This window comes from Streptomyces sp. NPDC052043, from assembly GCF_044548235.1.
Classification (GTDB): Bacteria; Actinomycetota; Actinomycetes; order Streptomycetales; family Streptomycetaceae; genus Streptomyces.
Genome location: NZ_JBIUBT010000009.1, coordinates 125,402 through 139,858, shown reverse-complemented (window position 1 = coordinate 139,858; position 14,457 = coordinate 125,402). Strand labels below are relative to the sequence as shown.

13 protein-coding genes are annotated in these 14,457 nt (G+C 71.9%); 10 read left to right on the top strand and 3 right to left on the bottom strand.

The genetic code is table 11. From position 1 onward, the window contains the following. Positions 1–7: 7 nt before the first annotated feature. On the bottom strand, positions 8–601 hold the full coding sequence (locus tag ACIHCX_RS22985; RefSeq protein WP_400032302.1) for a Uma2 family endonuclease: 594 nt from the start codon (positions 599–601) through the stop codon (positions 8–10). A gap of 158 nt (positions 602–759) precedes the next feature. Between ACIHCX_RS22985 and ACIHCX_RS22980 the strand changes: the two genes are divergently transcribed. The 7 genes from ACIHCX_RS22980 to galK all read left to right on the top strand — a co-directional run bounded on the left by ACIHCX_RS22980 (position 760) and on the right by galK (position 11,036). After that, on the top strand, positions 760–2,574 hold the full coding sequence (locus ACIHCX_RS22980; RefSeq protein WP_400032299.1) for an ABC-F family ATP-binding cassette domain-containing protein: 1,815 nt from the start codon (positions 760–762) through the stop codon (positions 2,572–2,574). Positions 2,575–2,844: 270 nt separating this feature from the next. Further along, positions 2,845–4,758 carry a PQQ-binding-like beta-propeller repeat protein gene (locus tag ACIHCX_RS22975; RefSeq protein ID WP_400032297.1) on the top strand — a complete coding sequence of 638 codons (1,914 nt, stop codon included), beginning with the start codon at positions 2,845–2,847 and terminating at the stop codon, positions 4,756–4,758. A 103-nt stretch (positions 4,759–4,861) separates the two neighbouring features. Further along, a complete protein-coding gene (locus tag ACIHCX_RS22970) occupies positions 4,862–6,679 on the top strand; it encodes a PQQ-binding-like beta-propeller repeat protein (RefSeq protein WP_400032295.1) in 1,818 nt (605 codons plus the stop codon). A 262-nt stretch (positions 6,680–6,941) separates the two neighbouring features. Then, positions 6,942–7,613 carry a LuxR C-terminal-related transcriptional regulator gene (locus tag ACIHCX_RS22965; protein WP_400032293.1) on the top strand — a complete coding sequence of 224 codons (672 nt, stop codon included), beginning with the start codon at positions 6,942–6,944 and terminating at the stop codon, positions 7,611–7,613. Between the two features lie 241 nt (positions 7,614–7,854). Continuing rightward, on the top strand, positions 7,855–8,916 hold the full coding sequence (gene galT, locus ACIHCX_RS22960) for a galactose-1-phosphate uridylyltransferase (protein WP_400032291.1): 1,062 nt from the start codon (positions 7,855–7,857) through the stop codon (positions 8,914–8,916). Then, positions 8,913–9,881, top strand: a complete 969-nt coding sequence (galE, locus tag ACIHCX_RS22955; protein WP_400032289.1) for a UDP-glucose 4-epimerase GalE — start codon at positions 8,913–8,915, stop codon at positions 9,879–9,881. Before galT ends, galE begins: the two co-directional genes overlap by 4 nt. After that, complete coding sequence (gene galK / locus ACIHCX_RS22950; protein WP_400032287.1) at positions 9,882–11,036, top strand: galactokinase; 1,155 nt, start codon at positions 9,882–9,884, stop codon at positions 11,034–11,036. 22 nt (positions 11,037–11,058) lie between these two features. Here the strand turns inward: galK and ACIHCX_RS22945 are convergent, their stop codons facing one another. Further along, a complete protein-coding gene (locus ACIHCX_RS22945; RefSeq protein WP_400032285.1) occupies positions 11,059–11,502 on the bottom strand; it encodes a GNAT family N-acetyltransferase in 444 nt (147 codons plus the stop codon). Positions 11,503–11,774: 272 nt separating this feature from the next. Between ACIHCX_RS22945 and ACIHCX_RS22940 the strand changes: the two genes are divergently transcribed. Next, positions 11,775–12,548, top strand: coding sequence for a LuxR C-terminal-related transcriptional regulator (locus tag ACIHCX_RS22940; RefSeq protein WP_400032283.1), 774 nt, complete (start codon positions 11,775–11,777; stop codon positions 12,546–12,548). 14 nt (positions 12,549–12,562) lie between these two features. On the opposite strand, the gene tamR is transcribed toward ACIHCX_RS22940, so the two are convergent. Then, positions 12,563–13,060 (bottom strand): MarR family transcriptional regulator TamR, encoded by a 498-nt coding sequence (gene tamR, locus ACIHCX_RS22935; RefSeq protein WP_400032281.1) that lies wholly within the window; start codon positions 13,058–13,060, stop codon positions 12,563–12,565. Between the two features lie 128 nt (positions 13,061–13,188). Between tamR and ACIHCX_RS22930 the strand changes: the two genes are divergently transcribed. Continuing rightward, entirely contained in the window at positions 13,189–14,046 is an 858-nt protein-coding gene (locus ACIHCX_RS22930; protein WP_400032739.1) for a trans-aconitate 2-methyltransferase, read from the top strand. A 3-nt stretch (positions 14,047–14,049) separates the two neighbouring features. Next, positions 14,050–14,454, top strand: coding sequence for a VOC family protein (locus ACIHCX_RS22925; protein ID WP_400032279.1), 405 nt, complete (start codon positions 14,050–14,052; stop codon positions 14,452–14,454). The last annotated feature ends 3 nt before the right edge of the window (positions 14,455–14,457 follow it).

Below are 14,457 nucleotides of genomic sequence, written 5' to 3'. Positions count from 1 at the left end.
GTGCGGCTCAGAGCCCGCCGACGGCTGCCAGGTCGATGTCGATGGCGTGGGGCTTGTCGACCTTGATCCGCTCGCGGTGAATGCCCATGTGCACGTACGCCTTCGTCATGGGGTCGAGTTCGTAGACGTGGATGACGGGTCCGCCGGTGGTCCCGTTCTGCTCGACGCGCCAGAAGTTCGGGATTCCGGCTGAGGCGTATTTCAGCGGTTTGGTCGTGCGGTCGCGGGATTCCGAGTCGGGGGAGACGACCTCCACGGCGAGCAGGACGTCCTCGGCCCGAAATCTGGTCTGGTCCAGCCCGGTGACCGCGTCGGCCCGAACCGCGCTGATATCGGGTTCGGGGCCGTTGCGGTCGTCGAGGACGACGGTCATCTCCCGCTCGACACTGAACTCCGGACCAAGAGAGCTGCGTAGGCCGTTGACCAACAGGTCGATCACGAGGAAGTGGAAGCGGCGCTGCGGACTCACGAAAACCAGGCTCCCGTCGAGCAACTCGGTGTGCGGCGGGAGATCAGGCAGCGTGAACAGGTCGTCCACGGTGTAGCCGTCCTGCGGCGGCACCGGCCAGTGGCTGTGCTGCTTCACGGACTCGGCAGTCATAGTTCCTCCCATGGACGGGATCCTGCTGTCTGCTTCTCCACCGTAGCGGCCGTATTCCGATCACGTCATCACAAAGAGTGACGGTAGGGCGACGTTCCAGCCCTTTCCACCGAGGCCCTACGCTAGAAAGCTGACCGACCCCCGCGCACAGGAGTGAAATGGCCGTCAACCTGGTCAATGTCGAGAACGTCAGCAAGGTGTACGGCACGCGCGCCCTGCTCGACGGCGTCTCGCTCGGTGTGTCCGAAGGGGACCGGATCGGGGTCGTCGGGCGCAACGGTGACGGCAAGACCACCCTGATCCGGATGCTGGCCAGGCTGGAGGAAGCCGACACCGGACGGGTCACGCACTCCGGCGGACTGCGGCTCGGGGTGCTCACCCAGCACGACTCCCTCGACCCGGCGGCCACCGTCCGCCACGAGGTCATCGGGGACATGGCCGACCACGAGTGGGCGGGCAACGCCAAGGTCAGGGACGTCCTGACCGGACTGTTCGGCGGGCTCGACCTGCCGGGCTTCCCCAAGGGCCTCGACACCGTCATCGGACCGCTGTCCGGCGGTGAGCGCCGGCGGATCGCGCTGGCCAAGCTGCTCATCGAGGCGCAGGACCTGCTGGTCCTGGACGAGCCCACCAACCACCTCGACGTCGAGGGCATCTCCTGGCTGGCCCGGCACCTGCGCGAGCGCCGCTCCGCGCTGGTGTGCGTCACCCACGACCGGTGGTTCCTCGACCAGGTCTGCACCCGGATGTGGGACGTGCAGCGCGGGGCGGTGTACGAGTACGAGGGCGGCTACTCCGACTACGTCTTCGCCCGCGCCGAGCGCGAGCGGATCGCCGCCACCGAGGAGGTCAAGCGGCAGAACCTGATCCGCAAGGAGCTGGCCTGGCTGCGGCGCGGCGCCCCCGCCCGCACCTCCAAGCCCCGCTTCCGGGTGGAGGCAGCCAACGAGCTGATCGCCGACGTGCCGCCGCCCCGCGACAGCAGCGAGCTGATGAAGTTCGCCTCCTCCCGCCTCGGCAAGACGGTCTTCGACCTGGAGGACATCACCGTCCAGGCCGGGCCGAAGGTGCTGCTCAAGCACGTCACCTGGCACCTCGGGCCGGGTGACCGGGTCGGTCTCGTCGGCGTCAACGGCTCCGGCAAGACCTCCCTGCTGCGGGCCATGGCCGACGCCGCCCGTACCGAGGGCGAGGCACAGCCCTCCGGCGGGCGGATCGCCGTCGGCAGGACCGTCAAGCTCGCCTACCTCTCCCAGGAGGTCGCCGAACTCGACCCCGACTGGCGGGTCCTGGAGGCCGTGCAGCAGGTGCGCGAGCGCGTCGACCTCGGCAAGGGGCGGGAGATGACCGCCGGGCAGCTGTGCGAGACGTTCGGCTTCGGCAAGGAGAAGCAGTGGACGCCGGTGGGCGACCTGTCCGGCGGTGAACGGCGGCGGCTGCAACTGCTGCGCCTGCTCATGGACGAGCCCAACGTGCTCTTCCTCGACGAGCCCACCAACGACCTCGACATCGAGACCCTCACCCAGCTCGAGGACCTCCTCGACGGCTGGCCGGGCTCGATGGTCGTCATCTCCCACGACCGCTTCTTCGTCGAGCGCACCACCGACACGGTGTACGCGCTCCTCGGCGACGGCACGCTGCGGATGCTGCCGCGCGGTATCGACGAGTACCTGGAGCGGCGGCAGCGGATGGAGCAGCAGGCTGCGGCCGCCGCACCGGTCCCGGCGCCCGCCGCCGAGCAGGCCGCGCCCGAGCGGAGCGCCGCCGAACTGCGCGCCGCGAAGAAGGAACTGCAGAAGATCGAGCGGCAGTTGGACCGCGTGTCCGAGAAGGAGTCCACGCTGCACGCGAGGATTGCCGAGAACGCCACCGACTTCGCGAAGGTCGCCGAACTCGACGCCGAGCTGCGCGCCTTGACCGGGGAGCGGGAGGAACTGGAGATGCGCTGGCTCGAACTCGCCGAGGACGCGTAGCGGTGCGGGCGGGCGCGTCCGGGGCGGGTGAACGCGCCGTGTGAACGAGGCGTGGCGGTTTTCTGGAGGGAAGATCCTCCGCGTCCGCCACGCATAACGGGCGCGTCACGGGCCGGTCCTCCCTTGGGAACAGGGAGCGGCGGGGGCCGGTGGCGGGCAGGTTGCGAGTGATAAGAATGAGCCGTCCGGGGACTGTCCCGGGCGGCTCTGGGTGCGTCGAGTACCTCAGGGCGTGGCTAAAAAAGCAGTGAATGAGGGGGAAGCGCGCTGATGTCTCAGCCGCCCAGCCGGCCGCCCCAGGGCGGTTTCGGAGCACCGCAGGATCAGCCGCCGCAACCGCAGGACCAGCCGCCGCAGTCGGGCGGCTTCGGGCCCCCGCAAGCCCCGCCGCCGCCACAGGGTGGTTTCGGTGCCCCGCAAGCCCCGCCGCCGCAGGGCGGATTCGGTGCCCCGCAGGACCCGCCGGCCCAGGGCGGTTTCGGTGCTCCCCAGGGCACGCCCCCGCCCCCGGCCCAGCCGCCGCAGACCCCGCCGCCCCCGCCCGCGGGACCGCCGCAGCCCCAGCCCGGCTACGGCTACCCGCAGCAGCCCGGGCCCTACGCCCAGCCCGGCCCCTACGGCGCGCCCGCCGCGCCCGGCCCGTACGGGCAGCCGCAGCAGCCGGGGCCGTACGGGCAGCAGCCCGGCTACGGCTATCCGCAGCAGCAGCCCTTCGCGGGCGCGCCCGGCACCCCGCCCTCCGGCGGCTCCGGCAGCCCGTTCAAGGGCAAGACCGCGGCCATCATCGGCGCCGCGGTCGCCGCCGTGCTCGCCGTGGGCGTCACCGTGTGGGCCGTCAGCGGCGACGACGGCAAGAAGCCGGTCGCCCACCCGAGCGGCGACGCGAAGCCCTCGAACTCCGACGCCTCCGACGCCCCGGTCAACCCCGGGGACGGCAGCGGCGACGGCAAGGGGGACGACGGCGACCTCAACGCGGGCCGCAAGTCCGGCGAGGCCAGGGTGCTCTGGTACAAGGAGGCGCCCGCCGCGCCCGGTAGCGGTGCCGACGCGCCCGGCATGTGGATCACCGACAAGGTGGCGGTCAAGGCGGCCTACAAGCAGGTCTTCGCCTTCAACGTCACTGACGGCAAGGCTCCCTGGGAACCGATCACGTTCCCGGAGAAGATCTGCGCGGTGACTCCGCAGAAGACGGCCGACGACAAGGTGGTCGTGGTCTACATGAGCGGCAGCAGCGACCGCGCCAAGTGCAACCAGATGCAGCAGCTCGACCTGAACACCGGAAAGAAGGGCTGGAGCGGCCAGATCGAGGACGGCGGACTCTTCGACAGCGCGGTCAGCGTCGTGCTGACCGTGTCGGGCAAGACCCTGGTGGTGGGCCGTTCGCAGTCGGGCACGGCGTACGACATCGACACCGGCAAGAAGCTCTACGACAAGCAGAGGTACGGCCAGGCCTGCTACCCCGACGGCTACGCCGGCGGTACCCGCCTGATCCAGGTCGCGGGCTGCGGTGCCGGCACGTCGAACGAGCACGACGAGGTCCAGGAGCTCGACCCGGCCACCGGCAAGGTCCTGTGGACCCGGCCGATCCCCAAGGACTGGGAGGTCCGGCGCGTCTTCTCCGTCGACCCGGTGGTCATCTACTCGACGGACAAGGACAAGAAGCACTGGAACATCTCGACGCTGACCACCGGCGGTTCCACCCGCTCCCAGGTCGACTCCAAGACGAACTTCAACCCCCAGTGCGACGGCTTCGACTTCTTCGTCCGTAACCTGCAGAACTGCACTGCGGTCGCGTCCGAGGGCGACACCCTCTACCTGCCCTCCGACGTCACCACCGGCGCCAACGAGATCGTCGCCATCAACCTCGCCACCGGCAAGGAGAAGTGGCGCGTGAAGTCCCCGACGGACACCTCGATGCTGCCGCTCAAGGTGGAGAACGGGCAGCTCGTCGCGTACGTCGAGCCGTCGTACGACGCGGGCGGCCAGATCGTGTCCATGGCGACGGCGGGATCGGCGCACACTCCGGTGAAGCTGCTCCAGACCCCGGAGGGCACCTCGTCGATCGAGCGAGGCTTCTTCTCGCGGGCAGTCGACTGGGTCGACGGGCGCTTCTACATCTCCACCACCCGGCTGAACGGAAAGGCCGACTCGAAGGAGAAGCTGATGCTCGCCTACGGCAAGTGAGCCGGTGCCGGCCGCGTCACGCGGCCGGCACCGCACGCCGTTGCGGCCACCCGGCCTCCCCGTCGTCCCGTCCTCCCTCCGCTTCCCCGAGGTGCACCCCGTCATGACCCAGCCGCCCCCGCCTCCCCAGCAGCCGCCGCAGCCCGGCGGTTTCGGTTCGCCCCAGGGCCAGCCGCCGCAGCCCGGACCGCCCCCGCAGACGCCGCCCGCCGGCGCTCCGGGCCTCGCCAAGTCCCCGCAGCCGGCGCCGGGTTACGGGTACCCGCAGGCACCGCAGCCGCCGCAGGGCGCCCCGCAGGCACCGCCCCCGGCCGGACCACCGCAGCAGTCCGGCTACGGCTACCCGGGAGGGCAGCCGAACTCCTACGCCCAGCCCCCCACCGCGCAGCCGAACCCGTACGGCGCCCAGCAGTCCGGGTACGGCTATCCCGCCCAGCCGCCGACCGTGCCGACGCAGCCGCAGGTCGGACAGTCCGGCGGTGGCCGGAAGGTCAGCGCGGAACTGCTGATGATCGTCTCGACCGTGATCGTGATCGCGCTGATCATCGGCTCCGGCATCTGGTACGCGAACAGGTCCGACGGCGGCAAGCAGGACACCGCGAACTCCAGCGGCGGCACCGGCGGCAAGGAAGGCGACGGGAAGTCCGCCACCGGCGGCACGGAGAAGGTGCCGTCCGACCCGGCCGCCAAGGTCCTCTACCAGGTGCCCATGCCCGAGGTGAGCGACCTGGTCACCACCAGCGGCTCCTGGCTCACCGACAAGGCGTACGTCAAGAGCGGCGTCGCCGAGGTCGTCGGCTACGACCGGGACAAGGGCACCAAGCTGTGGACGGTCAAGCTGCCCGGCCCGGTGTGCGAGGCCAGCCTGCGCACCACCTCGGACGACCGGACGGCGATCGTCTACGAGCCCGCCATGCCGACCGAGGACCAGCCCACGCACGGTTGCAGTCAGGTCGCGGCCATCGACCTCGACGCCGGCAAGAAGCTGTGGACGCAGACCGCCAAGTCCGGTGACCAGCTCATCCGGTTCGACAACGTCACCGTCAGCGGCACCACGGTCGCCGTGGGCGGCACCAGCGGCGGTGCCGCCTTCGACATCGCGGACGGCAAGGCCCTGTGGGCCCCGAAGGCGGCCGACACCTGCTACGACAACGGTTACGGCGGCGGTGCGAAGCTGGTCGCGGTGCGCAAGTGCGGCCAGTACGGGCAGCGTCAGCTGGGCATCCAGACGATCGACCCGAAGTCCGGCAAGGTGATCTCGGAGTACAAGATGTCGCAGGGCATCGAGGACGCCTCGATCGTCTCGACCGATCCGCTCGTCGTGGCCGCCGACGTCGGCCACAGCGCGGGCGACGGCAGCGGCATCTCGGACTTCTTCTCCATCGACAACCAGACCGGCAAGCTGCGCGCCCGCATCTCGGCGCCCGGTGACACTTACGCGGCCCGCTGCGACGGCATCAGCAGGGTCGAGGACTGCCGGGGTCTCGCGGTCGGCGACGACCGGCTGTACGTGCCCACCGAGGACCACGACGGCAGCGAGGAGTTCCGCAAGACCAACGAGATCGTCGCGTTCGACCTCGGCACCGGCAAGCAGACCGGTCAGCGCGCCGACGCGGGTGACGGGTACCACATCATCCCGCTGCGCATGGACGGCGCCGACGTCATCGCCTACAAGAGCCCGCCCTACGACAAGGGCGGCCAGATCGTCAGCGTCGACGGCAGCAGCTTCAAGGAGACCAAGCTGCTGGAGAACCCGGCCTCGCGGGACGTGCGCGACGCGGAGACCTCGATGCTCCCGGACCGCGCGGAGTACCTCTACTCCCAGGGCCACCTCTACATGGCGTCGGTCTACGCCCGCAAGCCGTCGTCCTCGTCCGAAGGCAAGGACTACCTGGCGCTGGCCTTCGGAACGGGCGGCTGACCCGCCGCACGGCCGGCACGAGACGGCCCCGTCCCCGCCCGGGGACGGGGCCGTCCGCGTACCGGCCGCGCGGCCCCGCATGACCCTCGAAATGACTTTTGAATGCGAGGAATGCGAAAAAGTCCGCCGATCCGGGGCACTTCTCGACGGTAGGGGCAGCGCGACGTCGAACAAGCGTGTAGCTTCCGGGGGCATGACGGGGGGCGTGCCGGGGGGCCGCCGCCCGGGCGGGCGTGGACAACCGTGGGGACTGGGGGGCTCGATGGGAGTGCGGCTCATGGTGGTCGACGACCACCGGCTACTGGCCGAGGCGCTGGCCTCGGCTCTGAAGCTGCGCGGACACCGCGTGCTCGCCGCCGCGGCGCCGGCCGCGGGCGCGGCGGACCTGGTGGTCAACCGCGCGCCGGAGGTGTGCCTGCTGGGCACGGCGACACCGGCCGAGCCCGGCACCTTCGACCCGGTGGTGAAGATCAAGCGGGAGCGTCCGCAGGTCGCCGTGGTCGTGCTCGGCCCGGTTCCGTCGCCGCGCGGCATCGCGGCCGCCTTCGCCGCGGGGGCGTCGGGGTACGTACGCCACGACGAGCGCATCGAGGGCGTCGAGCGGGCGATCATCAAGGCGAGGGCGGGCGAGGCCGCTGTCGCCCCCCAGCTCCTCCAGGGCGCCTTCGGTGAGTTGCTGAACCCCACCGCCCCGCCGGACGACGAGGGCCAGCGCCTGCTGCGGATGCTCACCCCGCGCGAGGTGGAGGTCCTGGTCCGGGTCGCCGAGGGCGAGGACACCCGCCTGATCGCGGCCGGCATGGGCATCGCCCCCAGCACGGCCCGGACCCACGTCCAGCGCGTCCTGATGAAACTCGGGGTGGGCTCGCGGCTGGAGGCGGCGGCCCTGGCGGCCCGCACCGGCCTGCTGGACCGCGCGGGCCCGCTGCCGTAACCCCGGCCCGTCCCCGGCTCTCCGCACCGGACGGGCGACCACGACCGCCACCCACCGCGGCCGACACGGCAGGAGTCCGCGCCGTCGCGTCCCGTTGCCGCGCCCTTTTGTTGATGTTCTTTGTTCGATCGTGATGTGCGAAGGGGTGGTCGGTTGTGGACTGTTATGTTTGATTGTGTTGGGTAGTTGGGTGTGGGCGGGGTGCGGGCGGCCGGCCCGGGGATAAGTAGGGAGTCCGGCAGTGAAGAAGACCTCGACCCGGCTGGCCGACGGTCGCGAGCTCATCTACTTCGATCTGCGGGACGACACCGTGCGCGACGCGGTGGACCGGCGCCCGCTGGAGCGGACCGTCACCACCTCCGAGGTCCGCCGGGACGCGCTGCTCGGCGACGCGGTCGCCGTCGCCTCCCACCGGCAGGGCCGCACCTACCACCCGCCGGCCGACGAGTGCCCCCTGTGCCCCTCCGGGGGCGACCGCCTGAGCGAGATACCCGACTCCTCCTACGACGTGGTGGTCTTCGAGAACCGCTTCCCCTCGCTGACCGGCGACGCAGGCCGCTGCGAGGTCGTCTGCTTCACCTCCGACCACGACGCCTCGTTCGCCGACCTGAGCGAGGAGCAGGCCCGGCTGGTCCTGGACGCGTGGACGGACCGCACCGCGGAGCTGTCCCGACTGCCCTGTGTGGAGCAGGTGTTCTGCTTCGAGAACCGCGGGCCCGAGATCGGCGTGACACTGGGGCACCCGCATGGGCAGATCTACGCCTATCCCTTCACCACCCCGCGCACCGCGCTGATGCTGCGCTCACTGGCGGCACACAAGGAGGCCACCGGCGGGGAGAACCTCTTCGACGCGGTCCTGGAGCGGGAGCTGGCCGGCGAACGGGTCGTCGCCGAGGGCGATCACTGGGTGGCCTTCGTGCCGTACGCGGCGCACTGGCCCTACGAGGTCCACCTCTACCCCCGGCGCCGGGTCCCCGACCTGCTCGGACTCGACGAGGCGGCGCGCGCGGAGTTCCCCGCGGTCCAGCTGGACCTGCTGAGGCGCTTCGACCGGCTCTTCGGCGAAGGCGACCCGCCGACGCCGTACATCGCGGCCTGGCACCAGGCGCCCTTTGGCGCGCTGGAGGAGTTCGACGGCGTCGCACGCGACGACTTCGCGCTCCATCTCGAGCTCTTCACCATCCGCCGTACGACCGGAAAGCTGAAGTTCCTCGCGGGATCCGAGTCCGGCATGAACGTGTTCATCAACGACGTGCCGCCGGAGCGAGCGGCCGAGCGGCTACGGGAGGTAGCGGGTCCATGAGCCGGAAGTACCTGGTCACGGGTGGCGCGGGCTACATCGGCAGCGTGGTCGCCCAGCATCTGCTGGAGGCCGGTCACGAGGTCGTCGTGCTCGACGACCTCTCCACCGGCTTCCGCGAGGGCGTGCCCGAGGGCGCCTCGTTCGTCGAGGGCGACGTCCGGGACGCCGCGAAGTGGCTGGACCCGTCCTTCGCCGCGGTGCTGCACTTCGCCGCCTTCTCGCAGGTGGGCGAGTCGGTGGTGAAGCCGGAGAAGTACTGGGCCAACAACGTCGGCGGCACGATGGCCCTGCTCACCGCGATGCGCGGGGCGGGCGTGCGCACGCTGGTCTTCTCCTCCACGGCGGCGACCTACGGCGAACCGGAGCAGGTCCCGATCGTCGAGACGGCCCCGACCCGGCCCACCAATCCCTACGGCGCCTCGAAGCTCGCCGTCGACCACATGATCGCCGGCGAGGCGGCGGCCCACGGCCTGGGCGCGGTCTCGCTGCGCTACTTCAACGTGGCCGGCGCCTACGGCGCCTGCGGCGAACGCCACGATCCGGAGTCGCACCTGATCCCGCTGGTCCTCCAGGTCGCCCAGGGCAGGCGGGACGCGATCTCCCTCCACGGCGACGACTACCCGACCCCGGACGGCACCTGCGTGCGCGACTACCTCCACGTCGCCGACCTCGCCGAGGCCCATCTGCTGGCCCTGGACGCCGCCCGGCCCGGCACACACCTGGTGTGCAACCTCGGCAACGGCAACGGCTTCTCCGTACGCGAGGTCGTCGAGACGGTCCGGCGGGTCACCGGCCACCCCGTCCCGGAGGTCGTGGCCCCGCGCCGGTCCGGCGACCCGGCGGTCCTGGTCGCCTCGGCCTCGGCCGCCCGCGAAAGGCTCGGCTGGAACCCGTCGCGCACGGATCTCGCGGGTATCGTCGCGGATGCCTGGGAGTTCGCGCAGCACATCGCAAGGGAGCGGTAAGTGGGGGTACTTGAGGTCAAGGAAGGCTTCACCGAGCTGTACGGCGCCGCGCCGGAGGGGGTCTGGGCGGCGCCGGGCCGCGTCAACCTGATCGGCGAGCACACCGACTACAACGACGGCTTCGTGATGCCCTTCGCGCTGCCGCACGTCACGACCGCCGCGGTCGCACGCCGCGACGACGGCGTACTGCGGCTGCACTCGGCCGACATGCCCGAAGGGCCCGTGGAACTGCGGGTCGGCGACCTCGCCCCCGAGTCCGACCGAAACTGGACCGCCTACGCGGCCGGCGTGGTCTGGGCCCTGCGGGAGGCGGGCCACGAGGTGACCGGCGCGGACGTCCACCTCGCCTCGACCGTCCCCACGGGCGCGGGACTGTCCTCCTCCGCGGCCCTGGAGGTCGTGGTCGCCCTGGCCCTGAACGACCTTTACGGCCTGGGCCTGAAGGGCTGGCAACTGGCCCGCCTGTGCCAGCGCGCCGAGAACGTCTACGTCGGCGCCCCCACCGGCATCATGGACCAGACCGCCTCGGCCTGCTGCGCGACGGGCCACGCCCTGTTCCTGGACACCCGCGACCTGTCCCAGCGCCAGATCCCCTTCGACCTGGCCGCCGAGGACCTGCGCCTGCTGGTCGTCGACACCCGGGTCCAGCACGCGCACAGCGACGGCGAGTACGGCAGGCGCCGCGCCGGCTGCGAGAAGGGCGCGGCCCTGCTGGGCGTGGACGCCCTGCGCGACATCGCCCACGACGGCCTGGACGCGGCGCTGGCCGACCTGGCCGGCGACGAGGAGGTGACCCGGCTGGTCCGCCACGTGGTCACCGAGAACGAGCGGGCGGAACGGGTGGTGTCCCTCCTGGAGTCGGGCGACATCAGGGCGATCGGCCCGATCCTGACCCAGGGACACGCCTCGCTGCGCGACGACTTCCGGGTCTCCTGCCCGGAACTGGACCTGGTCGTCGACACGGCCCTGGCCTCCGGCGCCCTCGGCGCCCGGATGACCGGCGGCGGCTTCGGCGGCTCGGCGATCGTCCTGACCGGCACCTCCGAAGTCCCCGCCCTCACCCAGGCGATGGAAGAGGCCTTCGCCACGGCGGGCCATCCGGCCCCACGTGTCTTCGAGGCGGTTCCCTCGGCGGGGGCGCGACGGCTGGCCTGACGTCCGCGGCCGAACCGTCGGCTCAGGGCAGGGGTTTGATCATGGTGTACTCGGTGATCCCGGGCGGATAGTCGGGGATCGCGCAGACCACCCTGTAGTCGTGTCTGCGGTAGAAGCCGGGGGCCTGGAAGTCCCAGGTCTCCAGGCGGGCGGCGGTGCAGTCGCGGTCGCGGTGGGCGATGCGTTCGGCGCGGGTCAGCAGGCGGGAGCCGAGTCCCGTGCCGCGGTGGGGGTCGTCGACCCAGAGGTGGGTCACGTGCAGCCAGGTCGCCCAGGTGTGGCCCACCAGACCGCCCGCCAGGTCGCCGGAGTCGTTCAACGCCCAGAGATGGAGGGGGACTTCTCGGGTGGTGGGGCTTCTGCGCAGGGCGGCGATGAACGGGGAGGCCGCCGTGTTCGTGTCGCGGAGGCGGGAGCGGAGCAGATCGTGACGTGCTTTGTCGACTTCTGCCTCAATACGAAACATGCGGCACACCCTAAACACGTTGGCCGGTCAGTTCTGCGAATTACCTTCCCCTCCCGGCTGTCGGCCGTACCCTGATGAGCGGCACCGGTGGGGGCCGGTGCCGGTCAGGGGGCGAGAGGGCTCGGGCAGGACACCGGGGGCGGGGCCGCGGTCCGCTGCGGCGCGTGCCGTGCGACCGTGCTCGAACCAGGGCGTCGGGCCCGTGCGCTCGGCGTTCTCCGGCGATGGGAGACTCCCCTGCTCTGCCAGGAGCGTGGGGAAGGGGGTTTTCAGTGGTTCGTGTCCGAGTCCTGGTCGTCGACGACCACCGTATCTTCGCCGAGTCGCTCGCCGCCGCCCTGGCCGCCGAGCCCGATGTGGAGGTGTCCGCGGCCGGCTCAGGCCCGGCGGCGCTGCGCTGTCTGGAGCGGGCGGCCGCCGAGGGCCGCCGCTTCGACGTCGTGCTCGTCGACGCCGACCTCGGCGGCAACGTCCCCGGGGCCCGGCCCGCCGCTCCCGTGCGGGAGGGCGACGAGGACGGCCTGGTGGACGGGATCTCCCTGGTCGCGGGGGTGCGGGGCGCCCAGCCGGGGGTGCGGACCGTCGTACTCGCCGAGAAGGACGACCCGCGCCGCGCCGCGCTGGCCCTCCAGGCCGGTGCCTGCGGCTGGGTCGCCAAGGACTGCTCCCTGTCCCGGCTGCTCGTCGTCATCCGCGGAGTCCTGCGCGACGAGACCCATCTGCCGCCCGCCCTGCTCACGGGCGTGCTGCGGGAGCTGACCGCCGCCCGCAGGCACCGCACCGAGAGCGAGCGCCTGGTGGAGTCGCTGACCCCGCGCGAGCGGGAGGTGCTGCGCTGCATGGTCGCGGGGCTGGGCCGCAAGGCCGTCGCCGAGCGGCTGTACCTGTCCCCGCACACCGTGCGCACCCATATGCAGAACGTCCTGGGCAAGCTCGGCGTGCACTCCACCCTGGCCGCCGTGGCACTGGCCCGCCGGGCCGGGGTGGGGCCGGCGGACCTGGGGCCTGCCGGGCGGATCGGGGTGGAGGAAAGCAGCAGCGCCTGACCCGGCGCCGCCGCTCAGCCGGGGATGTTGTCGAACGGGGCGGTCAGCTGGCGCAGCAGGCCGGCCAGTTCGGTGCGTTGTGTGGACGACAGCTCGGCCAGCAGTGCGCGCTCCTGGTCCAGGAGACCGGCCAGGGACCGGTCGGCGCGGTCCCGGCCCTCGTCTGTCAGGCGGACCAGCACTCCGCGCCGGTCGCTGGGGTCGGGGAGGCGCTCCACCAGGCCCTTCTTGGCCAGCCGGTCGATGCGGTTCGTCATCGTGCCCGAGGTGACCAGCGTCTGGGTCAGCAGCTGTCCGGGGGAGAGCTGATACGGCGAGCCCGCGCGCCTGAGCGCCGTCAGGACGTCGAACTCCCAGGGCTCCAGGCTGTGCTCGGAGAAGGCAAGCCGGCGTGCGCGGTCCAGGTGCCGGGCCAGTCTGCTCACCCGGCTGAGCACCTCGAGCGGTTCCACGTCGAGGTCCGGACGCTCCCGGCGCCACGCTGCGACCAGCCGATCGACCTCGTCCTCCATGACGATCAGTGTAGTGGTTGTGTCGACATGAAGTCTCTTGGCATCAAGCCTCTTGACGTCGAGATAAATCGCGGGGGAGAGTGGTGAGCGCAGCCGCCGCCGACTCCCCGCACCTCCAGGAGGCCGCCATGTCCGTCCACAGCCCCGCCTGGGACCCCGCCCAGTACCTGCGTCACGCCGGCCACCGGGCCCGCCCCTTCATCGACCTCCTCGCCCGCGTCCCCGCGCTTCCCCCAGGCTCTCGACCGCGTTCGGGCGGGGGAGGCCCCAGCGGCGGCCGGCCCCGCATCGCCGACCTCGGCTGCGGCCCCGGCAACGTCACCGCCCTGCTCGCCGACCGCTGGCCCACCGCGCACATCACCGGCTACGACAACTCCCCGGCGATGCTCGACAGGGCCGTGGTCGACCATCAGGGCCCCACTCCCGGCGGCGGGCGCCTCGACTTCACCTCCGCCGACGTCCGCACCTGGACACCCGGCGAGCCGTACGACCTGATCATCAGCAACGCCACGCTCCAGTGGGTGCCCGGACATCCGGACCGTTTCGCCGCCTGGGTGGCGGGGCTGCGCCCCGGCGGCACCTTCGCCTTCCAGGTCCCCGGCAACTTCTCCGCCCCCAGCCACCGGCTCATGCGCGAACTCGCCGGTTCCGCCCGCTGGCGCGACCGGCTCGCGGACACCCTGCGCCACGAGGACGCGGTGCTCGCCCCGGAGGCCTACCTGGAGCGGCTGATCGGCCTCGGCTGCGCGGCCGACGTCTGGGAGACCACGTACATCCACCTGCTGACCGGCGAGGACCCGGTCCTGGACTGGGTGCAGGGCACCGGGCTGCGGCCCGTCCTCACCGCCCTCGCCGACGACCCCGCGGCCCGCGAGGGGTTCCTGACCGAGTACCGCGCCGCCCTGCGGGAGGCCTACCCGGCCGGCCTGCACGGCACCCCGTTCCCCTTCCGCCGCATCTTCGCCGTCGCCACCAAGGAGGCCTGAAGCATGCTCGCCGCCCTCGACCACGTCCAGCTCGCCGCCCCGCCCGGTTCCGAGGACGCTCTGCGGGCGTACTACGTCGGTGTGCTCGGCATGACCGAGATCCCGAAGCCGCCGGTCCTTGCCGCGCGCGGCGGCTGCTGGTTCCAGGCCGGGTCCGTCCAGCTCCACCTGGGCATCGAGCGGGACTTCCGCCCCGCCAGGAAGGCCCACCCGGGGCTGCGGGTGACGGCCATCGAGGCCTTCGCCGCCCGGCTCACGGCGCACGGCGCCCAGGTCGTCTGGGACGACAACCTCCCGGGCCACCGGCGCTTCTACTCCGACGACCCGGTCGGCAACCGGCTGGAGTTCCTCGAGCCGCTCGGCGAGGACACCCCGGTCACAGCCGGGACTTCCCGGTCACAGCACTAGGGC

What these genes read in the sequence shown, in the direction of transcription:
- ACIHCX_RS22980 (WP_400032299.1), top strand. Translation starts at nt 760, where the DNA reads ATGGCCGTCAACCTGGTCAATGTCGAGAACGTCAGCAAGGTGTACGGC.
- ACIHCX_RS22965 (WP_400032293.1), top strand. Translation starts at nt 6,942, where the DNA reads ATGGGAGTGCGGCTCATGGTGGTCGACGACCACCGGCTACTGGCCGAG.
- ACIHCX_RS22945 (WP_400032285.1), bottom strand. Translation starts at nt 11,502, where the DNA reads ATGTTTCGTATTGAGGCAGAAGTCGACAAAGCACGTCACGATCTGCTC.
- ACIHCX_RS22970 (WP_400032295.1), top strand. Translation starts at nt 4,862, where the DNA reads ATGACCCAGCCGCCCCCGCCTCCCCAGCAGCCGCCGCAGCCCGGCGGT.
- ACIHCX_RS22975 (WP_400032297.1), top strand. Translation starts at nt 2,845, where the DNA reads ATGTCTCAGCCGCCCAGCCGGCCGCCCCAGGGCGGTTTCGGAGCACCG.
- tamR (WP_400032281.1), bottom strand. Translation starts at nt 13,060, where the DNA reads ATGGAGGACGAGGTCGATCGGCTGGTCGCAGCGTGGCGCCGGGAGCGT.
- galE (WP_400032289.1), top strand. Translation starts at nt 8,913, where the DNA reads ATGAGCCGGAAGTACCTGGTCACGGGTGGCGCGGGCTACATCGGCAGC.
- ACIHCX_RS22985 (WP_400032302.1), bottom strand. Translation starts at nt 601, where the DNA reads ATGACTGCCGAGTCCGTGAAGCAGCACAGCCACTGGCCGGTGCCGCCG.
- ACIHCX_RS22925 (WP_400032279.1), top strand. Translation starts at nt 14,050, where the DNA reads ATGCTCGCCGCCCTCGACCACGTCCAGCTCGCCGCCCCGCCCGGTTCC.
- ACIHCX_RS22930 (WP_400032739.1), top strand. Translation starts at nt 13,189, where the DNA reads ATGTCCGTCCACAGCCCCGCCTGGGACCCCGCCCAGTACCTGCGTCAC.